This window comes from Protofrankia sp. CiP1_Cm_nod3, assembly GCF_982290655.1.
This window is the reverse complement of the sequence record NZ_CEVIVD010000007.1, coordinates 23,800-44,772: the sequence shown is the minus strand read 5'-3', so window position 1 is coordinate 44,772 and position 20,973 is coordinate 23,800. Positions and strand designations below refer to the sequence as shown.

The 20,973-nt window shown below is 72.6% G+C and carries 18 protein-coding genes and 2 pseudogenes; 11 read left to right on the top strand and 9 right to left on the bottom strand.

Annotated elements, in window-relative coordinates; genetic code table 11:
* The 5 genes from AC5LUJ_RS03280 to AC5LUJ_RS03260 form a co-directional block, all read right to left on the bottom strand.
* The coding region (locus AC5LUJ_RS03280) for a hypothetical protein (RefSeq protein WP_493464437.1) at window positions 1-335 on the bottom strand (335 nt) is incomplete at its 3' end.
* 450 nt (window positions 336-785) lie between these two features.
* Window positions 786-2,612: an SDR family oxidoreductase gene (locus AC5LUJ_RS03275; protein ID WP_493464436.1), complete on the bottom strand. Its 1,827-nt coding sequence runs from the start codon at window positions 2,610-2,612 to the stop codon at window positions 786-788.
* Window positions 2,609-3,580 carry a M24 family metallopeptidase gene (locus tag AC5LUJ_RS03270; RefSeq protein ID WP_250281724.1) on the bottom strand — a complete coding sequence of 324 codons (972 nt, stop codon included), beginning with the start codon at window positions 3,578-3,580 and terminating at the stop codon, window positions 2,609-2,611. Before AC5LUJ_RS03270 ends, AC5LUJ_RS03275 begins: the two co-directional genes overlap by 4 nt.
* Before the next feature lie 105 nt (window positions 3,581-3,685).
* A complete protein-coding gene (locus tag AC5LUJ_RS03265) occupies window positions 3,686-4,810 on the bottom strand; it encodes a PDR/VanB family oxidoreductase (RefSeq protein WP_493464435.1) in 1,125 nt (374 codons plus the stop codon).
* Entirely contained in the window at window positions 4,810-5,760 is a 951-nt protein-coding gene (locus AC5LUJ_RS03260) for a metal-dependent hydrolase (RefSeq protein WP_250281728.1), read from the bottom strand. Before AC5LUJ_RS03260 ends, AC5LUJ_RS03265 begins: the two co-directional genes overlap by 1 nt.
* Before the next feature lie 34 nt (window positions 5,761-5,794).
* Here AC5LUJ_RS03260 and AC5LUJ_RS03255 point away from each other — a divergent pair, with 34 nt between their 5' ends.
* From AC5LUJ_RS03255 to AC5LUJ_RS03240, 4 genes and pseudogenes are all read left to right on the top strand, one after another.
* Window positions 5,795-6,367 carry an IS607 family transposase gene (locus tag AC5LUJ_RS03255; RefSeq protein WP_250281730.1) on the top strand — a complete coding sequence of 191 codons (573 nt, stop codon included), beginning with the start codon at window positions 5,795-5,797 and terminating at the stop codon, window positions 6,365-6,367.
* Window positions 6,364-7,716 (top strand): annotated as a pseudogene (gene tnpB, locus AC5LUJ_RS03250) (IS607 family element RNA-guided endonuclease TnpB). The gene AC5LUJ_RS03255 and the pseudogene tnpB overlap by 4 nt, the downstream one beginning before the upstream one ends.
* Window positions 7,717-7,886: 170 nt before the next feature.
* Entirely contained in the window at window positions 7,887-8,528 is a 642-nt protein-coding gene (locus tag AC5LUJ_RS03245; protein ID WP_250281734.1) for a TetR/AcrR family transcriptional regulator, read from the top strand.
* A gap of 701 nt (window positions 8,529-9,229) precedes the next feature.
* Window positions 9,230-9,481: a hypothetical protein gene (locus tag AC5LUJ_RS03240; protein WP_250281735.1), complete on the top strand. Its 252-nt coding sequence runs from the start codon at window positions 9,230-9,232 to the stop codon at window positions 9,479-9,481.
* A gap of 168 nt (window positions 9,482-9,649) precedes the next feature.
* On the opposite strand, the gene AC5LUJ_RS03235 is transcribed toward AC5LUJ_RS03240, so the two are convergent.
* Window positions 9,650-10,048, bottom strand: a complete 399-nt coding sequence (locus AC5LUJ_RS03235) for a Clp protease N-terminal domain-containing protein (protein ID WP_250281737.1) — start codon at window positions 10,046-10,048, stop codon at window positions 9,650-9,652.
* On the opposite strand from AC5LUJ_RS03235, the gene AC5LUJ_RS03230 reads away from it, so the two are divergent.
* The 3 genes and pseudogenes from AC5LUJ_RS03230 to AC5LUJ_RS03220 form a co-directional block, all read left to right on the top strand.
* A complete protein-coding gene (locus AC5LUJ_RS03230) occupies window positions 10,042-10,464 on the top strand; it encodes an RpiB/LacA/LacB family sugar-phosphate isomerase (protein WP_250281739.1) in 423 nt (140 codons plus the stop codon). The genes AC5LUJ_RS03235 and AC5LUJ_RS03230 overlap by 7 nt on opposite strands.
* Window positions 10,465-10,730: 266 nt before the next feature.
* Complete coding sequence (locus tag AC5LUJ_RS03225; RefSeq protein ID WP_250281740.1) at window positions 10,731-11,210, top strand: MarR family winged helix-turn-helix transcriptional regulator; 480 nt, start codon at window positions 10,731-10,733, stop codon at window positions 11,208-11,210.
* Window positions 11,210-12,508, top strand: a pseudogene (locus AC5LUJ_RS03220) (MFS transporter); the annotation flags it as partial. The gene AC5LUJ_RS03225 and the pseudogene AC5LUJ_RS03220, both read left to right, overlap by 1 nt.
* Window positions 12,509-12,927: 419 nt before the next feature.
* Here AC5LUJ_RS03220 and AC5LUJ_RS03215 read toward each other — a convergent pair.
* Window positions 12,928-14,208, bottom strand: coding sequence for a transposase domain-containing protein (locus AC5LUJ_RS03215; RefSeq protein ID WP_493464434.1), 1,281 nt, complete (start codon window positions 14,206-14,208; stop codon window positions 12,928-12,930).
* Between the two features lie 351 nt (window positions 14,209-14,559).
* Here AC5LUJ_RS03215 and AC5LUJ_RS03210 point away from each other — a divergent pair, with 351 nt between their 5' ends.
* The 4 genes from AC5LUJ_RS03210 to AC5LUJ_RS03195 all read left to right on the top strand — a co-directional run bounded on the left by AC5LUJ_RS03210 (window position 14,560) and on the right by AC5LUJ_RS03195 (window position 19,406).
* Window positions 14,560-16,236, top strand: coding sequence for an ABC transporter substrate-binding protein (locus AC5LUJ_RS03210; RefSeq protein ID WP_493464433.1), 1,677 nt, complete (start codon window positions 14,560-14,562; stop codon window positions 16,234-16,236).
* A gap of 115 nt (window positions 16,237-16,351) precedes the next feature.
* Complete coding sequence (locus AC5LUJ_RS03205; RefSeq protein ID WP_250281748.1) at window positions 16,352-17,338, top strand: ABC transporter permease; 987 nt, start codon at window positions 16,352-16,354, stop codon at window positions 17,336-17,338.
* Entirely contained in the window at window positions 17,314-18,321 is a 1,008-nt protein-coding gene (locus AC5LUJ_RS03200) for an ABC transporter permease (protein ID WP_493464432.1), read from the top strand. The genes AC5LUJ_RS03205 and AC5LUJ_RS03200 overlap by 25 nt, the downstream gene beginning before the upstream one ends.
* Before the next feature lie 74 nt (window positions 18,322-18,395).
* Window positions 18,396-19,406, top strand: coding sequence for a glutathione S-transferase C-terminal domain-containing protein (locus AC5LUJ_RS03195; RefSeq protein ID WP_250281752.1), 1,011 nt, complete (start codon window positions 18,396-18,398; stop codon window positions 19,404-19,406).
* A gap of 254 nt (window positions 19,407-19,660) precedes the next feature.
* Here AC5LUJ_RS03195 and AC5LUJ_RS03190 read toward each other — a convergent pair whose 3' ends face one another.
* Window positions 19,661-19,837, bottom strand: a complete 177-nt coding sequence (locus AC5LUJ_RS03190; RefSeq protein WP_493464431.1) for a hypothetical protein — start codon at window positions 19,835-19,837, stop codon at window positions 19,661-19,663.
* On the bottom strand, window positions 19,834-20,973 hold a 1,140-nt coding region (locus AC5LUJ_RS03185), incomplete at its 5' end, for an ATP-binding protein (protein ID WP_493464430.1). The genes AC5LUJ_RS03190 and AC5LUJ_RS03185, both read right to left, overlap by 4 nt.

Genomic DNA, 20,973 nt, shown 5'->3' with positions numbered 1-20,973 from the left:
TTCTGGATCTCGACCGGCCCCTCGTCGAAGACCGTGATGTCCGTGACGATGTATATCGGACTGGGCCAGTCGACGTTGACGACGAACGTCACCCCGTTGTTCGGATCCCAGGGCGCGCCGTGCGGGGCGATATTGGACACCGTCACGTTCGCCGCCCCGATGAACCGCTGGTGGTTCTGGTCGGCGAACCCGCCGTGCGCGTCCGGGTCGGTCACCGGAATATACTCGCTGGCCGCGACGTGCACGATCGAGTTGGCGTTTATCGCCCCCCAGTTGAAGTTCAGCTGTTGGCGCCCGTGCAGCGCCCCCCAGTATTTCCGGATGTGCTGCGGCATCGCAACCACCCCTTTCTCGGCAGGGCCCGGCAGGAAACTCCTCGCCATGCCGGTGGGACCGCGGGGAACCCGCCTCGGCGAGGAGCGGGCGCGCCCCGGAGCCGACACGCGCCCGCTGTCGTCGCGCCCCGCCGCGAGGCGGGACTGCTCACAGCGGCGAGTCTGCTCCGCACGGAAGCGGCCGGCATCAGTGGTAACCCTGAAAAAACCGGCCATTGCGACGGCGGCTCCCCCTGGTCCCGAGCCCTCGGAGCGGTCCGGGCCGCGACCGCTCAGGCCGCGTGGCGGGGAACCGCGGCCGTCCCGAAGATCTTCTGGCACCGGCGGCGGGCCCCACGGACCCAGCCGGCCGTGCGCTGCGCGGCGGCGGCTGTCCAGGTGGCGGACGAGGTTCGCCAGCGCGTCACCGGCCAGGGTGGGCAGCAGCCCGCCGGGCAGGGTCCGGTCGTGTCAGTCGATGTCGATGCGGGCGGCGGCGCGCGTCAGGGCCGGGGAGAGCCGGCTGAGGAGGCGGCCGGCCCTGGCCTCGACGGTGACCGGGACGACGGCCCTGTTCTCCCGGACAGCGCGCAGGATCTGCCAGGCGACCTTCTCCGGGGGGAAGTTGCGCCTGGCGTAGAGCGCGGCGAAGCGGTCGCGGGTGGCGTCGAGCCCGTCGGCGGAACGGCCGGAGAAGGTGCTGGTCCGGGCGATGTTGGTGTTGACGATGCCGGGGCAGATGGTGCTGACGCCGATGCCGGCGGGGGCGAGCTCGGCGCGCAGGCAGTCCGACAGCATGTAGACGGCCGCCTTGCTGGTGGCGTAGGCGGCCAGGACCTTGCTGGGCAGGTACGCGGCGGCGGAGGCGACGTTGACGAGGTGACCGCCCTCCCCGCGCTCGACCATCAGGGTGGCGAAGGCGCGGCAGCCATGGACGACCCCGCCGAGGTTGACCTCCAGGATGTGCCGCCACTCCTTCTCGGTGGTCCGCAGGAAGGTGCCGCCGTGGCCGACACCGGCGTTGTTGACCACGATGTCGGGGACGCCGTGGGCCACGGCCACCTCTCTGGCGAAGGTGTCGACGGCGGCGCTGTCGGCGACGTCCACCCGGTAGGCGTGGGCCTCGGGTGCGCCGAGCAGGCGGGCGAGTTCGACGGTGCGCTCGGCGGTGGCCAGGTCGAGGTCGCAGACCACGACGGCGGCGCCGTGCTCGGCGAAGGCCAGCGCGGTGGCCCGTCCGATGCCGCTGCCGCCGCCGGTGACGACGGCCAGCTTCCCGGCGAAAGCCGCCCGCTCCAGGCCACGGCCGAGGCGCGGGCCGAGGCGCGGGCCGAGGCGGAGGCGCTGGCGCTGGCTGGCGGCCTGTTCCCGGCTCGAGGCGGCGGCCCGCTCGAGGGCGGGGGCGGCGGGCGCGCCGTCGGCGTGCGCGGCGATTTCTCCGATCATCTGTGCCACGGTGGGGCCTTTCTCAAGCAGTGCGGACCAGTGCCCGGCGGTCAGGGTGCGCCGCCACAGACGGGGCGCCCAGCGGTCGAGATCGTCGCCCAGCGCGGGGCTGACGTAGCGGTCCCGGGTAAGAGTGATCAGCTGCACCGGTACGGCGGTCGGGCGCTGCCGGGGCCGCAGCAGGTGGCGCAGCATGTTGGCCCGGTACAGCGCGATCCCGCGGACGGCGTCGGCGGCGAGGGTGGGCCGCGGGTGGCCGGCCCGCGGGGTGACCCCTTCGGCACGCGCCAGCACGCTCCCCCACCGCGCGGCCAGCCCGAGCCGCCAGCCGGCCGGGGCGAGCAGCGGCAGGTGGAAGAGGCCGATGTACCAGGAGCGCGTGGCCTGGGTGAGCAGCTGGCCGAGGTGATGCGGGGTGGGGCGGGCGAGCCGGCGGCGCGCCCAGTGGCCGGCGTGGTCCAGGCAGGGGCCGGACAGGGAGGTATAGGAGGCGATGCGGCCCGCCGCCCGGGGGTCGGTGACGGCCTCCCAGGCCTGGATGGACCCCCAGTCGTGGGCGGCGAGGTGCACCGCCCGGTACGGGCTGACCGCGTCGGCCACTGCGAACAGATCGTCCGCGAGATGCGACAGACGGTAGCTGCTTACCCCTCTCGGCGCCCCGGAGGCCCCGGCGCCGCGCACGTCGTAGCGCACCACATGGTGGCCGTCGGCGGCGAGGGCGGCGGCGACGTCGTCCCAGACCCCGTGGGTGTCGGGGTAGCCGTGCACGAGCAGCACCGTCGGCCCGGCCGGGTTGCCCTGCTCGTACATGGCCAGCGGCACACCGGCGGAGACGACCGCCCGCCGCCTCATCGCGCCTCCACCGCGACGCCCGACGCGACACCCGGCACCACAACACCCGGCACTGCGAGATCCGGCACCGCGAGATCCGACGAGGTGTCCGCGGCCCGCTGCCAGCGGCGTACGTGCGGCAGGTCGTCGTCGAGCCAGTAGGCGTCGTCCTCGGTGACCACCAGCAGCTCCTCGAACTTCAGGCCCACGTCGCGGAACGCGACGTGCGGCTCGACTGCCCACAGCCCCGGCGTGGGCGCGTGCCGGGAGGCACGGCCGTCGGCCCACAGCGGCGACCGGCCGTACCGGCGCTCGCCGAGGAACTCGCGGCCGAGGGTCTGCAGCGTCCGTACGCCGAAGCCGAGGACGCTGACCCCGGCGGGCCCGCGGGCGGTCGTGCGGGTGATCTGGTGGCCGATGACCCGTCCCGGGTAGACCCGGTGCCGGTTGTCGTAGCCGTGGCGGGCGATGAGCGCGTCCACCCGGGCGTAGATCTCGTTGAGCGGTGTGCGCCGGCGCGCCTCGGCGACGATCAGGTCGCGGTATTCGCGCAGGTCACGGTCGATCCTGTCCCAGACGGGGCTGGCGCCGGCCCGGCCGGCGTACCCGATGTCGGCGGTGTAGCCGTCGATGACGGGAGCGCAGTCGAGGATGTACGGCATGCCCTCCTCGAGCCTGCGCCGGCTCGGGAAGAACTGCAGCGGCGTGCGGAAGTGCCGGAAGGCGGTCCGGTCACCGAACCAGGCGAAGGGGATGTGGAAGAAGTCCTGGACGCCGGCGGCGGCCAACTCCCGGCCCAGCCGCGCGCTGGCCTGGCGTTCGGTCACGCCGGGCTCCAGCCAGGCCCCGACCCGCTCGGCGCAGGCGTAGGCGAGCCGCTGCAGCTCACGGAAACGGTCGAGGTCGCCGCCGTCGTACGGGAAGGCCGTCGTGGCCTGGGAGCGCCGGCGGGCTGATGTCCGGGCCGGTGTCCGGAGCGGTGCGGTCATGGATGTCGCCTCCGGGTCGGGTGCCCACCGGTTCGGGTGGGCACTTCGCACGACTACACAGTTCGACTACTTGGGGTGAGCAAGAGGCTCGGGGTGACTAAGAGATCACAGGTCCAGGACGAGGCTTTCGCCCGCGCGGGCGCGGGAGACGCAGACGAGCATCGCGCCGTCGGCACGCTCGGTGTCGGTGAGCCGATGGTCACGGTGATCGACGGCTCCGGCGAGGACGCGTTGGCGGCAGATCCCGCAGAAGCCCCGCCGGCAGGAGTACGCGACCGTGGGGACGGCCTCGGCGAGCACGTCCAGGACGGAGCGGTCGGCGGGCACGGGCAGCACGCGCCCGCTGCGGGCCAGCCGCAGCTCGAAGGGCCGGCCGTCCCAGGGCGGCGGGACGGGCGCGAAGCGCTCGACGTGCAGGCCGCTGGCCGGGCTCACGTCGAAGGCCGCCTGGATGCCGTCGAGCATGGGAGGTGGGCCGCAGGCGTAGACGGCGGCCCCGGCCGGGGCGCGGCGCAGCAGGCCGGCGGCGTCGGGAGCCCCGCGCTCCCCGCCGGAGAGGATCTCCACCCGGCCGCCGAACCCGCGCAGCTCGTCGGTGAACGGCAGCGACGCGCGGCCGCGGCCGCTGTACACCAGCCGCCAGTCCAGGCCGAGCCGGGCGGCCTCGCGGGCCATCGGCAGGATCGGGGTGATGCCGATACCGCCCGCGACGAACAGCACGCGGGGCTCGCCGGCGAACGGGAAGGCGTTGCGCGGCCGGCCCACGGCGAGCCGGCTGCCCGTCGGCAGGGCGTCGTGCACCTCCACAGACCCGCCGCCCCCGCCGTCGACGCGGCGGACCGCGATCTGGTAGACGCCCCGGTCGGCGGGGTCGCCGCACAGGGAGTACCGGCGCCGGCGGCCGGAGGGCAGGCGCAGCTCGAGGTGGGCGCCGGGCCGCCAGGCGGGCAGCACGGCCCCGTCGGGAGCGGCCAGCCGCAGGCGGACGACGTCGTCGGCCACGTACCCGCGGCCGGCCACCACGAGGTTCAGCGCGGACGCGGGCGCGGGCGGCGGCGTGGACCGGTGCCGACGGCTGCCCAGGCGTCCGCCCGACCGGACGACCAGCGGGAACAGCACGTCACCGACGGCGGCCAGCGCCCGCATCGCGCGGTCGGCACGGGGCCTGCCGTACAGGTCGGGAGGAACGTGCCGGCCCGCCGCGGCCGGGTGATGCCCAGGCCCGGACATCAGCGGGCGGCCGCGGCGCGGGCGGCCGGGGAGGTGGCGAGGTAGGCGGCCGCCTGCCGGGCCGAGCCCTCCTGCGTGGGGTGGTAGTCACGCCTGAGGTAGCGCAGCCCGGAGCGCACGGCCTGGCCCGGGGCTGGCAGCAGCCCCCGCCGGGATGCCGCGAGGAAGGCACGCCCGCTCTCCACCCGCCGTGGCCCGCCCGGCCGCGATCCGGCCAGCCGTGGATCGGCGGCCATCAGGAAACGCGCTCCACGGATCCATAACCAGTACAGAATGGGACCGGTGATCATCATGCTGCGGATCCGCCGCGGATAGCCCGGGTCCAGGTGCCTGAGCAGGTCGTATGCGACGCTGCGGTGCTCGATCTCCTCCGCGCCGTGCCAGCGCAGCAGGTCCAGCATCACCGGGTCGGCGCCGGCCCGGTCCAGGGCGTCCGCACTGAGCACCCAGTCGCCGAGGAAAGCGGTGAAGTGCTCGACCGCGGCGATGATCGCCACCTGCTCAACGACCTGCTCCCGGGCACGCCCCGGCGGCAGCCCTGGGCGCTCCCCCAGCACCCGGTGGAAGAACCACTCAAGCTGGCGTAGATACGGGTCCGGGTCCGGCCCGCCCGCGCGCAGGTGGTCGAGCGCCCCCTGGTGGGCCTGCGCGTGGATGGCCTCCTGGCCGATGAACCCGAGCACGTCCTCCCGCACCCGGTCGTCCGTGATCATCGGCAGTGCGCGCTGGAAGACGCGCACGAACCAGCGCTCGCCCTCGGGCAGCAGCAGATGCAGCACGTTGATGATGTGGCTGGCGACGGGCTCGCCCGGAATCCAGGGCGTCGGAAGCCGTGACCAGTCGAAACGGACGTCACGCGGCCGCAGGACCAGGCCGTCGGGCTCGAACGTGGCTGCGGCGCGGGCGGTGGACGCGGTGGACGCGGCGCGGGCGGTGGCAGGGGTGCCCATCTGTTCTCCAGTGAGTATGCAGTATGATGTTTGAGTGAACTTGAAGCAGTGGGCCGAGCGGGAAGGAGTGCACCACGTCACCGCATACCGATGGTTTCGGGAAGGCAAGCTGCCGGTGCCGGCCCGCAGAGTGGGCCGGCTGATCCTGGTTGAGCCGGAGGCCGTCGAACGGCCGGCGGGGCAGACCGTGGTGTACGCCCGGGTTTCATCCGCGGACCACAAGCCAGACCTAGACCGGCAGGTCGCCCGCGTCACCGCCTGGGCCACCGGGCAGGGCCTACCTGTGGGCAGGGTCGTCACCGAGGTCGGTTCGGCACTCAACGGCCACCGAAAGAAGTTCCTCGCGCTGCTGCGCGACCCGGACGTCTCCACGATCGTCGTCGAGCACCGCGACCGGTTCGCCCGCTTCGGCGCCGAATACGTCGAAGCTGCCCTCGCCGCCTCCGGCCGGCGGCTTCTCGTGGTCGATCCCGCCGAGGTCGACGACGACCTCGTCCGAGACATGACCGAGATCCTGACGTCGATGTGCGCCCGGTTGTACGGCCGCCGCGCCGCCGCGGACAGGGCCCGCCGGGCTGTCGAAGCCGCTACCGGGGCGGCCGAGTGAGGACGTTGCAGGCGTACCGGTTCGCGCTCGACCCGAACGACGCCCAGCTCGCAGACCTCCGGCGGCACGCCGGGGCGGCCCGGTTCGCCTACAACTGGGGGCTGGCCCGGGTGAAGGCCGCCCTCGCGCAACGGGACGCGGAGAAGACCTACGGCGTGGACGGCGACCAGCTGACCCCGGTGCCGTGGACGCTGCCCGCGCTGTGACTGCGGTGGAACCAGAGGAAGAACGACGTGGCGCCGTGGTGGGCGGGGTGCTCGAAGGAGGCATTCTCCGCGGGGCTTGACCGGTTGGCGCGGGCCTTGAAGAGCTTCTCCGACGCGAAGAACGGCAAGCGGAAGGGCCGCCGGGTCGGCTTCCCGCGGTTCAAGAAGCGGGGGAAGGCACGCGACTCGTTCCGCTACACGACCGGTGTCTACGGGCCGGCCGGCGACCGGCGGGTGAAGCTGCCCCGGATCGGCCGGGTACGGGTCCACGAGCCAATGGGCGCGCTGACCAGCCGGCTCGCCGACGGCCGGGCTCGGCTGCTGGGCGCGACCGTGTCCCGCACCGCGCGGCGCTGGTTCGTGTCGTTCACCGTCGAGGTCGACCGTGAGATCCCCGACACCCCGTCCCGGCGGCAGCGCACGGGCGGCGCGGTCGGCGTCGATCTGGGCGTGAAGCACCTCGCGGTCCTCTCGACCGGCGAGACGATCCCGAACCCGAGACATCTGGCCACCTCGCTGCGTCGGCTGCGGACCGCGTCGCGCGCCTACACCAGGTCCAAGCCTGGCAGCGTGGGACGGCACAAGCGTGCCGCCCGGCTCGCCCGTATCCACGCCCGCGTCGCGGCCCAGCGCCGCGACGGCCTGCACACGCTCACCACCCGGCTCGCGAAGACCCACGACGTGATCGTGGTCGAAGACCTGCATGTGGCCGGGATGGCGCGTAACCGGCACCTTGCCCGCGCCGTCTCCGACACGGGGATGGCCGAGGTCCGCCGCCAGCTCGTCTACAAGACGTCGTGGTACGGCTCCCGGCTGGTCGTCGCGGACCGCTGGTACCCGTCGAGCAGGACCTGTTCCGGCTGCGGCAGGCGAAACCCAAGCCTGACGCTGTCGGACCGCACGTTCACCTGCCCGTCCTGCGGGCTGGCGGTTGACCGCGACGTGAACGCCGCGGTCAACCTGCGTGACCTCGTCGCCGCCAGTGCGTCGGAGACGCAAAACGCCCGTGGAGGCGACCGTAAGACCGCGCTCGCGCGGCAGGTGCCTGTGAAGCGGGAACCCGGCACCGCGCGAGCGGGTCAGACCAGGGGTGCCATCCCATCGAGGGTGGCTGCGAGGCAGAGGCTTACTCATGCTTCATGACTCGCAACGGCATCGGAGCGCTCCTCCATCACGTGGCGAGGGCGGAAGAAGACGCGGGGTGCGGCCCCGGCCCAGGACAGTGACGCACCATTGTTGAGGATTAGTCAACAGTAGGCCCTGTTGAGCTGGAGTCAATAGTTCTGTTGAGTTTTGGTTAATAAGATGGGCACATGGTTCGTCCTACCGGCGTGCGCGGCACCCGGCTCCTGCCCGCCGACCGCCGCGGCCAACTGCTGGCCGCCGCCCGCCACGTCCTGGAACGAGGGACGATCGACGACGTCCGCGTCGAGAGCGTGGCCGCCGAGGCGGGCGTCTCCCCCGGGCTGCTGTTCCACTACTTCGGCTCGCAGCGCGGGTTCCGGCACGCCGTCCTGCGGGCAGCCGCCGAGGAGCTCCTCGACCACCTGCGCCCCGACCCGTCCCTGGCTCCCGGCGAGCAGCTGCGCGCCGGGGTCGAGACCTTCGTCGAGTACGTCTGCCGCCACCCCGACGTCTACCTGGCCATCACCCGGCTCGACGGCGGCAGCGACATGCGCACCCTGCACCGCTCGACCCGCGCCACCCTGACGGGCTGGCTGACCGAGGGCCTCACCACCGCGGGCGCGCCGGCCACCCCCGCCCTCACCATGGCCGTGGCCGGCTGGCTGGCATACATGGAGGAGGTCGTCCTCACCTGGCTCGACCAGCCGGCCATGGACCGGGCCGACCTCGTCAACCTGTGCGAACGCACCTGCCACCAGATCGTCATGGCCGCCCTGAACGACTCCGAGCAGTACGAGCGGCTCACGGACCGCATCCGCGGTCGCGCCTGAGCGCCACCGTCACCACCAGCGCCGTACGACCCGCCCGGCCCCCCGCCAGGAACAGCCAACCCGCCGGGGACAGCAATCCCGCCAGGTCAGCTAAAAGACAGTCAAGCCGTCAGGGTGGCCACAAGGACAACCAAAAGGGCAATCGGCAAAACAGCCGGCGGGACGGCTGGCAGAGCCGGCGGGCAGGTTCGTGTTCCGCCCGGCTGCTCCCTGGGCACCATCATTCCCGCGGGCATTTCCGCGGGGCCCGGTAAGCGAGCCGTCCCCGTCGCGACTCACGACGCGGTAAGCCGTCGGCAATGACGAACACCCAGGCTGTCGACGAGGCCGAACTCTGTGCGAGGTCAGGTGATGATGGTTCCGGTATCACGTAAAGCCCAGTTACCCGTGCGACACAATGCGGGGCAGTCCTGCTGGCGGTACTGCTCTCCGTCGTACTTGTCGGTGCGTGCGGTTCCAGGACGACCGGCGGCGGGAGCGCGGCACCAGCCGCCGCCGCGTCCGAGCCGGCAGCCGCCGAAACCCCCTACGAAGGCACCTGTCCGAGCGGCGAGAACAGCAGGCCGCTGGCCAAGACCCGTTTCGCGCTGCACGCCGGCCTGGGGCTGGGTGCCTTCCATCGGTACATCTACAAGCCGGCACGGGAGGGGAAGTTCAGAGCGAACGCGGACAACCGGGGGCGCACGCTCGCCAAGGCGGCGGTGGCCGGTCTGTTCACCGCCCACGAGCTCAAGGTCGCCAAGGGGTTCGCGGTGGCCAATCCGACGCTGTGCAACGCCGTACAGTCGATCAGCAACAATTTCACGGCTCTCGTCGACAAGCTCAAGAACGGCAGCGCGACCGAGGCTGACGTCAACGCCAGCCAGAGCTCCTTCGACGCGCTCCGCCAGCAGGCCACCCAGGATGGTTTCGGCTTCAACGAGAAGAACGTCACCGTCCCCGGAGCCGACTGACGACCCCCACCGGGGCGCGTGACCCGCATACGCGTGTGCGCCCCGAATCCAGTTGAACAGGCCGGTTGGCGCGCGGCTGTCCACATCGCGCGCCAACCGGCCGTTCCCGCGTGAAGCCCTGGCAGGACCGGCGCGCCGGTATGCCGGTATGCCGGTATGCCGCCGCGGTCATGCCTTCCTGCCGGCGACGATCGCGGCGAGGGCGGTGGCGAGCTGTGTCTCCACGGCGGCCCTGTCGACGCCGAGCCCGGACAGCGCACCGTCGCCGTCCTCCCGCTCCAGCAGGGCGAGCAGGATGTGTTCGGTGCCGATGTATCGGCAGGAGTCACGGAGAGCACGTCGGCGAGGAACGCCTGTTGCGTGGCGCGAGCGGCTCGTCCGCGGGCCATCCATCGGGTCACGGTCGAGGAAGCGGACGGCGGCGCGTCGGCATGCCGTTTCGACCTGGAACGGAACGTCGAAGGACGCCGGGAAAGGGACGTTGAAGACGGGGAAGAGGTCGTCGATGATACGTCGGTCGGCGATGGGGCTGGAGGACGAGGCGGCTGGAGGACAAGGCGATGACACGGATCGGGTTCGCGGCCGACAGCGAGAACGAGTGCGTCCACGCCGTGCGCGAGTTCATCCGCACCGAACATGAGCTGGTGTTCCCGAGCGAGTCCACGGTGTGGACCGATATGTCACGTACCGTAGCCGAAGCGGTCGTCGCTGGCGAAGTCGACTACGGGGTGCTGATGTGCTGGACGGGCACCGGCACCGCGATAGCGGCCAACAAGGTACGTGGCGTGCGGGCCGCCACGGCCGCCGACGCGTGGACGGCCCGCGGCGCGCGGCTGTGGAACGATGCCAACGTCCTGGCCCTGAGTCTCAAACGCCTGGCCCCCGACGTCGCCGTCGAGTGTGTACGCGCCTTCCTGGAGCAGACCGAGCCCGACCCCGAGGAACTACCCGTGATCCAGGGCCTGCGAGACATCGACGGCTGACCACGCGCCCCGGTAGCACGGGGCCTACCGGCCGGGAAGTTTCACCGACGGCGGGCCCCAGCTGCCGCTGTTCGCCATCGGACTGGCATTCGGGCAGGCGGCACCGGGTCGCCGGTCTCCGCTCTCTGCTCTCCGGTCTCCGGTCTCCGGTCTCCAAGAGAGATCAACTATTGGCTGAAGCCGACACGGCGCTGGAGAAAGCCGTCTTGAGGCCATGTCCGATCTCTCAGTTGGTTTTACCCAACCAATCGAGATAGCGTGGCCGTATGACCAGTACGGCTCCTCAGACCGATCAGGCCATCGCTGGCGCGGCGGTGGCGCTCAACACCGCCGGGTGCTGGCTGTTGTCGCCGGCTACCAAGCGCCGCATCGCCGCCGAGGCGGGGCTGACCCTTCCCGCGGGCGACTACACGCTGCTGACACAGATCGACCGCTGGCAGCCGGTGCGACTGTCCACGATCGCCGAGCGGCTGGGGGTGGACCGCTCCTCGCTCAGCCCGCAGACACAACGGCTGGCGAGCGCGGGGCTGATCCTGCGGCTGCCGGACCCGCTGGACCATCGCGCCCAACTGCTGGAGGTCACCGAGCAGGGCCGCGAGGTGCTCGAACGGCTGTGGGCGGCCCGGTCCCGGGCACTGGCGGAACTCGTCGCGGGCTGGGCAGCCGAGGACGTGCACCGGCTGACCGCGAGCCTGGTGAGCCTCGCCGAGAGCATCGACGCCCGGGCGCACCGGACAGGCGCCTGATGAGCGTGGAGCGCGGCCTGGACCGGGCCGCCCTCCCCGAGCCCGCGGCCCCTGCCCCGACGCCCGCGCCCACATCCGTCCCGCTGCCGCGCCGCGCGCCCGACGGCGTGATCACGGCGCTGGCCTGCCTGGGCCAGTTCATGGTCGTACTCGACGTGTCCATCGTGAACGTGGCGCTGCCGTCGATCCACGACGCGCTCGGCTTCTCCACCGCCGACCTGCCGTGGGTCGTCAACGCCTACACCCTGACCTTCGCCGGCTTCATGCTGCTCGGCGGGCGGGCCGCCGACCTGTACGGCCGCAAGCGTGTCTTCGTCGCGGGTGTCGCCCTGTTCACCGTGGCCAGCGTGCTGGGCGGCGCCGCACCCTCGGCCGGGGTCCTGGTCACGGCGCGGGCGCTACAGGGCCTGGGCGCGGCGATCCTGGCCCCCTGCACGCTGACCATCCTGACCACGACCTTCCCCGAGGGCGCCCGGCGCGCCCGGGCGATCGCCGCGTGGACCATGGTCGGCGCGGTCGGCGGCGCCGCGGGGGCGATCCTCGGCGGCCTGCTCACGGACTACCTCGGTTGGCGGTGGATCCTGCTGGTCAACCTCCCGGTGGGGGTCGCCGTCGTGGCCGGCTCGCTGCGGTGGCTGGCCGACCTGCCGGGGCTGGGCGGGCGCAGCCTGGACGTCCCGGGCGCCGTCACGGTCTCCGCCGGGCTCACCGCGGTCGCGTACGGCATCGTCCAGGCGGGCAAGGACGGCTGGAGCCCGGTGGGAAGCTGGCTGCCGATCGTCGTCGGAGCGCTGCTGCTCGCGCTGTTCGTCGTGGTGGAGCAGTGGTTGGCGACGGTGCCCCTGCTGCCGCTGCGGCTGCTGCGGTCGGCCCTGCGCAGCGGGGCGAACGTGGTGATGTTCCTGCTGGGCGCCGGGTTCTTCGGGCTGCTCTACTTCGTCTCGCTCTACCTGCAGAACGTCCGCGGCTACAGCCCGGTGGAGGCGGGGCTGGTCTTCGTGCCGCACGCGGTGGCCACGGTCGTCGGCGCGCGGACGGCGGCACGCCTGCTGGCCGCCGGCCGCCGGCCGCCGGTGCTGATCTCGGCGGGGCTGCTGATCTCGGCGGCGGGCTTCGGCTGGCAGGCCGCGCTGCGGACGGACACGCTCGTGGCGCTGGGCGTGATCGGCCCGGGTGTGCTGGTCTTCCTCGGTATCGGTGTCGCGCTGACCCCGGTCGCCGTGACGGCCATGGCAGGCGTGCAGCCGCAGGACGCGGGCGTCGCCTCCGGTCTGGCCAACGCGGCCCGGCAGGTGGGCGGTTCGTTCGGCCTGGTGGTGCTGACCTCGCTGGCCGCCGCGCACACCAGCTCCCGTCCCGACGGCTCCGGGCCGCATCCGAGTGGCGCGGCTCTCACCTCCGGCTATGACCTGGCCTTCATCACCTCCGCGGCGATCCTGGTGGGCTGCGTACTGATCACACTGCTGTTGCCCTGGCCGCCGAAGCCGAAGGCCGGCGGCGGTGCCGGAGGGCTGACCGACCGACGGCTGGCAGCCGCCCGGCGGCGGTGGGCGCCGGTCCGCGCGGCTGGCTCCAACCGAGTTCCAGCGATCCTCCACCGCAGGGTGAAAGGTTCGAGCGGAACGGAAAGTCCGGGCTGGACGGAAAGTCCGGGCGGGGCGCAAAGTCCAGGCAGGGCGAAAAGTCCAGGCGAGACAGGCAGGACGCACGCCGGACGTCAGACGATCCGGCGGACCGGCCGCGGGCCGGGGCCATGGGTGGCGAAGCGGGGCACGGCCCCGGCGGCCTCCCTGCCCACCGTGGCGGTGGTGTCACGGCGGCCCGGCAGGTCCCCGCGCAGCAGCACGGTGATCGCCTGGTGGACGAGCAGGTAGCCCCACACCTCCTGGCGGACCCCGCTCGCCGAGCGGGACCGCAGCACCGGCACCGGCACCGGCTCGGGCCGCCCGGGTCCGCCGCCAGCCCCGGCAGCGGGCAGGGCGGACGCGGCCGTGACGGCGGGCCGGGCGTGGGCAGAGCCCGGCGTGGCCAGACCGGCCAGGCCGGCCAGCGCCTCGCGGAACCGCCAGCGCCTCGCGTACAGCTCGACGAGTTCGGCCGCGGGGGCGCGCACCGGGTCGAGCAGGCTGGTGACCAAGCGGACCGGCCGACCCGCGACGGCGCCCTCCACGACCCGGACGGGCACCGCGACGCCCGTCTCGTCCTCGTCCTGCGGGCAGTCGCCGGCGCCGTCGAGCACGCAGCGGTACGAGCCGTCGGGCAGCATGGCGTGGGGGGTCAGCGCGGTGTCGGCGGGCGCGGCCCACAACAGTTCCGCGCCGTGCTCGCGGGCCACGCACCAGGCCCGGACGCCGAGCGTGCCGAAGTCGGCGAGCAGCAGGTCGTGCCCGGTCAGGGCCCGCAGCAGCGGCCAGGTCAGCACGGCCCGGGCGCCTGCGTCCGGGCCCAGCCGGGCGTCGACGACGGCCCGGGTCGTCTCGTCGGCGAGGGCCGCGACCCGCAGGCACGGCGGGCCCTCGCCGGTGGCCGGGTCGCGGCCGAAGGCGGCCAGGTTCTCCTCGGAGTCCGGCGTCTCGATACGCAGCGTGTCCAGGGACAGCACGCGCAGCCCCCGGTAGGTGGGCGGACCACCCACCCGTGCGGCCGTGGCACGAAAGAGCGCTTCCAGCGGCTCGGCGCCGAGCCTGGCCCGGGCCCGTGACAGCGCGGCGGCCGTGGGCACCGGGCAGGTGGTCGGCCGACCCAGGCTCCAGATCAGCCCCTGGGCCAGCAGCCGCGCCACCCGCTCGTACTTAAGACCGGGAAACAGGCACAGCGCCAGCACGAAGTACACCACCACCCGGGACGGCAGCAGCCGGGTACGCATCTGGATCCGGCCGGTGTCGGCGAGCACGGCGTCGACGACGTCGGCGGGAAAAGCCCTGGTGAGCATGGCGACGGCGATGCGGTCGGCAAGCGAGTCACCCACGTCGGGGCCCGTCGTGCCGCTCAGCTCCATATTCGGTTCTCCGTTCCTATTCCTGGCGGTACCGGGCCGTTAAGTCAACAGCCCCCGGCTGGCGGCGTCAATTGTCTCTGGCCCTGCCCCGAATAGCCACGGTAGTCTCCCGACGTGCCCGCGGGAGCCGTAATTCTGATGCGCCGTCTGGACGTCGACCTCGTCCGGCAGGCAAGTGCGCTCTGTCCCTGAGCCACCTGCGTACACACCCCATATCACCAGTCACCACGCCGTGGGCCGCGGGCCGGCGATTTCCGTGTCCGCATTCCGTCCGCGCGCGTACCGGTCGACGTCCGTCGCAAGGCGGCACCGCTGATTTCCGCTCCGCAACAATCCGCTTCAGGAGTGTCCATGTTCCGCCAGTCGAGCCCACCCGTTCCCGCGCGCCGCAGACATATCGGAGGGCCGGGCCGCCGAATTCTGCCCGGAATGGCGGTGGTGCTGTGCCTGGGGCTAGGACTGGCCGCCTGCTCCTCGTCGGACGACGGCGGCGGCGGGACGGCGGCGCCCGGCCTGGGTGCCGCGCGCGGCGGCGGAATGCTGACGGTCGCGGTGGTGAGCAAGCCGCTGTGCCTGGATCCGCAGAACAACAGCTCCAACGGCAACACCGCGATCAGCCGCCAGCTGGTGTCCTCGCTCACCGACCAGGACCCGGCCACCGGAAAGATCGTCCCGTGGTTGGCCTCGAAGTTCGAGGTCGGCGCGTCGGCCACCGAGTTCACCTTCACCCTGCGCCCCGGGGCGACCTTCAGCGACGGCGCGCCGGTGGACGCGGCCGCGGTCAGGGCGAACTTCGACGCCATCGTCAGGCTCGGCGCCGTGGACGCGGTCGCCGCCAGCTACCTGACCGGCTACCAGGGCACCACCGTGGTCGACAGCCACACCGCGAAGGTCACGTTCTCCCGTCCCAACGCGCAGTTCCTCCAGGCCACCTCGACGGCCGCGCTGGGACTGCTCTCCCCCGCCTCGCTGGCCCTCGCCCCGGAAGAGCGCTGCCAGGGCCGCGGCCTCGCCGGCGCGGGCCCGTTCGTGCTGAAGGAGGCCGTGCAGGGCACGGAGATCCGGCTTGCGCGGCGCGCGGACTACGCGTGGGGCTCGCCGGTGTGGAAGCACCAGGGCGCGGCCTACCTCGACGGCATCGACTACAAGGTGGTGCCCGAGTCCGGGGTGCGCGTCGGCAGCCTGCTCTCCGGTCAGGTCGACACGGTCATCGGGGTCGACGCGCGGGACGAACGGCGGCTCGCCGCCGGCGGCGCCACCGAGCTGTCCCGGCCGGTGCCGGGCGTCACGTACAACCTGACGGCCAACACCGAGCGGCCGCTGCTGGCCGACGCCTCCGTCCGTAAGGCCCTGACCAAGGGCATCGACCGCGCCACCATCGTCCGGACCCTGCTCAGCGACCACTACCGGCCGGCCAGCAGCATCCTGACCTCCAGCACGCCCGCGTACACCGACCTGTCGGCCGACCTGGCCCACGACCCGGCAGGTGCCCGCGCCCTGCTGGACGCGGCCGGCTGGCGGCCGGGCGGTGACGGCATCCGCGCCAGGGACGGCGTGCGGCTGGCACCGACGCTGATCTACCCGGGGGTCGACACCGCCAGCCGCAACGTGCTCCAGCTGGTCCAGTCCCAGCTGCGCGAGATCGGCGTGGACGCCCAGCTCTCCGGGCTGCCGCTGAACCAGCTCGCGCCCGACCAGGACGCCGGCCGGTACGACCTGCTGTGGTTCGGCCTGACCCGCGCCGACCCCGACGTGTTGTCGACCGTCTTCGCCACCACCACCAAGAACCGCGCCCACCTGCCCGCCGGCAACCCGTTGGACACGCTGCTGGCGAAACAGTCCGAGACGCTCGACGCCGCCGAGCGCGCAGCCCTGGTCGGGCAGGCACAGCGGCAGATCGTCCAGGAGGCGTACTCGCTGCCCGTCTACGAGCAGGCTCAGTCCGTGGCGTTCGCCGGGCGGGTGCAGGGGGTGGCGCTGGACGGCTCCGCGCAGCCGGCGTTCTTCGACGCCTGGCTGGCGAACTGACCGGCCAGCAGGCACCAGCCGGGCAGCGCGGACCTGACAGCACAAATCAGGACAAAACTGTTCAGGATGGCACGGATCAGAACGCGACAGAGCATGAACAGGAGAGACGCGGAAGATGACGGTACGTCACCTGCTGCTGCGGCTGCTGCATGCGGTGGTCACCGTGTGGGCGACGTTCACGCTCTCCTTCGCCCTGCTCTACCTGCTGCCCGGAGATCCGGTCGCCATCATGCTCAGCGGCCAGGGCGGTGTCGCCAACACCACCCCCGAGCAGGTGCGCCAGCTGCGGGCCGCCTACGGCTTCGAGCGCCCGCTGCCGGAGCAGTACGCCGACCGGCTGTGGGCCGCCCTCCACGGCGACCTGGGCCGGTCGGTGGGCAGCGGCGACACCGTCGTCCACATCTTTGCCACCGCGCTGCCGCAGACCCTGGCCCTCGCGGGGGTGGGTCTGGCGCTGGCCGTGCTGCTCGGGGTGGGCACAGCGCTGGCCGCGGTTGCCACCCGGTCGCGGCGGCTGTCGCGGCTGCTGCTGTCGGCGCCCTCGCTGGGGGTTTCGTTCCCGCAGTTCGTGGTGGGCCTGGTGCTGCTGGAAGTGGTCTCCTTCCGCTGGAAGCTGCTGCCCGCCTTCGGGCACACCGGCGGCAGCGGGCTGGTGCTGCCCGCGATCACCCTGGCCATCCCGACGGCCTCGGTGATCACGCAGGTCTTCGCCCGCGGCCTGGCCGACGTCCTGCTGTCGCCCTACGTCGCCACCGCCCGGGCCAAGGGGGCCGGGCGGGCCAGGGTGCTGCTGCTGCACGCCACCCGCAACGCGGCGCTGCCGCTGCTGTCCCTACTGGGGCTGATCATCGGCAGTCTGCTGGCCGGCTCGGTGGTGGTGGAGACGGTGTTCTCCCGCGACGGTTTCGGCCGCATCACCGCGGCCGCGGTCGAGGCGCAGGACATCCCGGTGGTGCAGGGCGCGGTGGTCGTCAGCGCCCTGGTCTTCGCCGCCGTCAGCCTTGCCGTCGACCTGGTGACGCCACTGCTCGACCCGCGCCTGGCCGAGCGGCCCGCAACGGGAAGGGGCAGCCGCGGATGGCTGAGACCACGGTCGGCCTGAACCCCCCCGACACCGCCCGTGACGCCACCCACAATGCTGCCCATGGGACTCCCCGTGGAACCTCTCATGGAAGCGTCGGTGATGCCGCGCACGGCGCCGTCCGCGGTACGGCCCACAGCGACACCCCTTTCCCCGTGGCGCCGCGGGCGTCGCTGTGGGCGGCTTCGCGCGCGGTGCTGCGGGGCGCGTGGCGCAGCCCGGGGCTCACGCTGGCGGTGCTGGTGCTGGCGCTCGTCCTGGCCTGGGCGTTCGTGCCCACGGTGTTCTGCGCGCACGCGCCGCTGGCCACCACGCCCGACCGCGCGCTGCTCCCGCCGAGCGGCGCGGCCTGGTTCGGCACCGACTACCTCGGCCGGGACGTCTGGTCACGGGTAGTACATGCTTCATCGCTTTCACTGCGCGCCCCGGTGATCGCGGTCGGGCTCGCACTGGCCGGCGGGGTCACGATCGGCCTGGTCGCGGGCAGCCTACGCGGCTGGGTCGACGCCCTGCTGATGCGGATGGTCGACACGGTGCTGGCCGTTCCGGCGATCATTCTGTCGCTGACCGTGGTCACCGCGCTGGGTCCCGGCACCGCGCACGCGGCGATCGCCGTGGGCCTGGGGGGCATCGCGGGCTTCTCCCGGATCGTGCGCGCCCAGGTGCTCAGGGCCCGGCAGGAGCCGTATGTGGAGGCCGCGTCCGCCGCGGGTGTGCGGGGCCCCGTGGTGCTGCTGACCCATGTGCTGCCGCACGTGTGCGGCCCGGTGCTGGCGCTGGCGGCACTCGAGCTGGGCACCGCGGTGCTCGCGGTGTCCGCGCTGAGCTTCCTCGGTCTCGGGGCGCAGCCACCCACGCCGGAGTGGGGCGCGATGGTCTCCGAGGGTCGTGACTACCTCGGCACCGCCTGGTGGCTGACCGTGCTGCCCGGCCTGACCATCGCCGCCGTCACCGTGGCGGTCAACCGGATCGCCCGCGCCCTCTCCCCCGGTGGCCGGCCGTGAGCCCCCGTCCGGAGCCCCGATCTTCGTCAGCCCCGTTCCTCGTCCCGTCCGTCCGACACCTTTACGGAGTACCCATGACTCAGGTGCAGTTCACCGGGCAGCTCCCGGCCGTGGTCGACACCGCCTGCGCGCCCGAGATCGAGTCCTGCGACCAGCTCCCGGCAACCCCGGCCCGCGACGTGGAGCGGCTGCGCGGGCGGATCACCGCCGACGGCTCCAGCGGCTACCGCGCCGAACCCGGCCGCTACCACGTCTACGTCTCCTGGGGCTGCTCGTGGTCGTCGCGCGCCGCGGTCGTCCGCGCGCTCAAGGGCCTCCAGAACGTGGTCTCGCTGTCGTACGTCGACGACTCCACCGACGAGCGCGGCTGGATCTTCGGCGGCCGCTCCGGGCCCGACCCGGTCAACGGCTTCTCCCGGCTGCGGGAGGCGTACGAGGCGACGGTGCCGGGCTGGCTGGGCCGCGCCTCCGTGCCCGCGCTGTGGGACCGGGAACACGGCAGGATCATCAGCAACGAGTCGGGCACGATCAGCCTCGACCTCAGCACACAGTTCGACGCCTGGGCCGACCCGGACGTCGACCTCTACCCGTGGGCGCTGCGCTGGCGGATCGACGCCTTCAACACCTGGCTGCATCAGGACGTCAACAACGCCCTGCACCGGGTCGGGCACGCGGCGGACCCGGTCGAGCACGCCCGGATCCTGCGGGTGCTCTTCGAACGCTTCGACACCCTGGAGGAGCGGCTGCGCACCCGGCGCTACCTGTTCGGGCCGATCATCACCGAGCCCGACGTGCGGCTGTGGCTGTCGCTGGCCCGGCTGGACGTCGCCTACCCCGGGCTGCTGGCCACCAACATCGCCCGCCCGGAGGGCTTCCCCGCGCTGTGGGCCTATGCCCGCGACCTGTACGCGCTGCCCGCTTTCAGGGACGCGACGGACTTCGCCGTGATCCGCCGGAACTTCGCCGACAACTTCGACCAGCTGCACCCGGAGCGGGTCGTCCCCCGCACGTCCCTGACCAGCTGGACGACGGCGGAATGGGACACCCCGCACGGACGGGAAGAGGTGGGTGCCGTCCGACCCTGAAACGATCACGCATTATCGGCCGGCGGCGTCCGGGCGTCTGCCGAACGCACTTTCTTCCGCCGCAACAATGCCACAGGAAATTCCTGCGAAGAAAGACCGCTCACCGACCGGCCCGCCAGTGACTCTCCAGCGCACGGCGCGAACGTGACGCGAGGAAAAGCACGCGGCAGACCGGGAAGCCGCGGGCGCGGCGGGCGGAGCCACGGGCGAGCGATGATCCAGGGGAACTGGTCGGATGCGGCCGGTCGGCGTCCCTACTGGCTGTCCGGACGAAGCATGCGGGTTCGGCGGGCGGATGCCATGTCGGGTGTCTGGACGTAGGCGTTGCCGACCGGAAGCTGCTCGATCTCCTCCGTGAGGTCACGGCCCGCCCTGACCCGGACGAAGCCAGCCGCCTTACGCGACTGCGGATAGTTGATCCGATATATCATCTTTGTCCCCGCGTTGGCCAGCACGTCCGGATGAAAGTCGTCGATGCCCTGGCTGGAGAGACGACGACCGCCACACCGAACTTTCGGCCCTCCTTCATCAGCTTGGGGAGGGTCGCGTCCTTCGCCAGGCGGTGCGCCTCGTCAAGCACGATGGCAAGCCGCAACTGCCCGGTCTGCCCCCAGGAGAACATGTCCTTGTAGACCTTGCGGAGCAGGAACGCGCCGGCGGCGACCTGCGCCTGCTCCACCTCGGCGAAGCCGTGCAGGTCGACGACGAGCCCACTCCTGATCAGGTCCTGGATGCTCAGCCCGGTGTCGTCCGTGAACAGGCCGTACTCCAGCAGCGGCCGGCAGCGGGCGAGCACGTTCGCCACCCCGCGTTCCTTCTCCAGCCGCGCGATCCTGTCCCGGACCGCCTCCAGCGTCGGAACACCCCGCGGCGGGGTGAGAGCACCATGGCCATGCGCCTCGTAACCGCCCACCAGCGCCTGGTAGACGACGTCCCGCTGGATGTCACCAAGCCCGCACACATAGGCGAAGATCTCCGAGACGGACAGCGCGTTCATCTTGTAGGCGTGCCGGCCGGCGTCCGCCGCCAGCTCGAACGGTGAGAAGGGCAGGCCTGCCGCGGCGTCCCGCACATGCAGGGATTCCGGCCGCCGCGGGTCGTTCCCGAACTGGCCGTGGAAATCGATCACCAGTGCGGGCAGGCCCTGCTCCACCGCGCCCTGAAGCAACCGGATCGTCGTCTCCGACTTGCCCTGTCCCGGGATACCGAGAATGAACAGGTGGGGGCTGCCGGTCGTGCTCGCCTCCCAGACGATGTCCTCCTCCGGAGGCAGCGTGCGGCCCACCAGCACCCGCACGGCCCGCGGGTATGTGAGCTCCCGGGCCGGCGGTTCATCCGACGGGCTCGGCGGCGTCGTCGGCTGCGCTTCGGCCGGAGCCGTCCTCGGCGGCGTCGGCGGCGACTCGGCCGGAGGCTGCGACGGGGCATCTGCCGAGGTGCCCGCAGGCTCAGGGGGACGTCCACCGGCTTCGCCACCGTCCGCGCCGACGGCGGCGGACGACGGGAGCGTGCCGACGGCTGGCGAGACGTCCGTGTCCGTGTCGGCATGGACGCTCGTGCCGGGCCC

Excerpts from the sequence above, each read along its gene's own strand:
- AC5LUJ_RS03195 (WP_250281752.1), top strand. The coding sequence starts at position 18,396 with ATGACTCAGGTGCAGTTCACCGGGCAGCTCCCGGCCGTGGTCGACACC.
- AC5LUJ_RS03225 (WP_250281740.1), top strand. The coding sequence starts at position 10,731 with ATGACCAGTACGGCTCCTCAGACCGATCAGGCCATCGCTGGCGCGGCG.
- AC5LUJ_RS03265 (WP_493464435.1), bottom strand. The coding sequence starts at position 4,810 with ATGTCCGGGCCTGGGCATCACCCGGCCGCGGCGGGCCGGCACGTTCCT.
- AC5LUJ_RS03230 (WP_250281739.1), top strand. The coding sequence starts at position 10,042 with ATGACACGGATCGGGTTCGCGGCCGACAGCGAGAACGAGTGCGTCCAC.
- AC5LUJ_RS03210 (WP_493464433.1), top strand. The coding sequence starts at position 14,560 with ATGTTCCGCCAGTCGAGCCCACCCGTTCCCGCGCGCCGCAGACATATC.
- AC5LUJ_RS03260 (WP_250281728.1), bottom strand. The coding sequence starts at position 5,760 with ATGGGCACCCCTGCCACCGCCCGCGCCGCGTCCACCGCGTCCACCGCC.
- AC5LUJ_RS03245 (WP_250281734.1), top strand. The coding sequence starts at position 7,887 with ATGGTTCGTCCTACCGGCGTGCGCGGCACCCGGCTCCTGCCCGCCGAC.
- AC5LUJ_RS03215 (WP_493464434.1), bottom strand. The coding sequence starts at position 14,208 with ATGGAGCTGAGCGGCACGACGGGCCCCGACGTGGGTGACTCGCTTGCC.
- AC5LUJ_RS03270 (WP_250281724.1), bottom strand. The coding sequence starts at position 3,580 with ATGACCGCACCGCTCCGGACACCGGCCCGGACATCAGCCCGCCGGCGC.
- AC5LUJ_RS03200 (WP_493464432.1), top strand. The coding sequence starts at position 17,314 with ATGGCTGAGACCACGGTCGGCCTGAACCCCCCCGACACCGCCCGTGAC.
- AC5LUJ_RS03205 (WP_250281748.1), top strand. The coding sequence starts at position 16,352 with ATGACGGTACGTCACCTGCTGCTGCGGCTGCTGCATGCGGTGGTCACC.
- AC5LUJ_RS03275 (WP_493464436.1), bottom strand. The coding sequence starts at position 2,612 with ATGAGGCGGCGGGCGGTCGTCTCCGCCGGTGTGCCGCTGGCCATGTAC.
- AC5LUJ_RS03190 (WP_493464431.1), bottom strand. The coding sequence starts at position 19,837 with ATGATATATCGGATCAACTATCCGCAGTCGCGTAAGGCGGCTGGCTTC.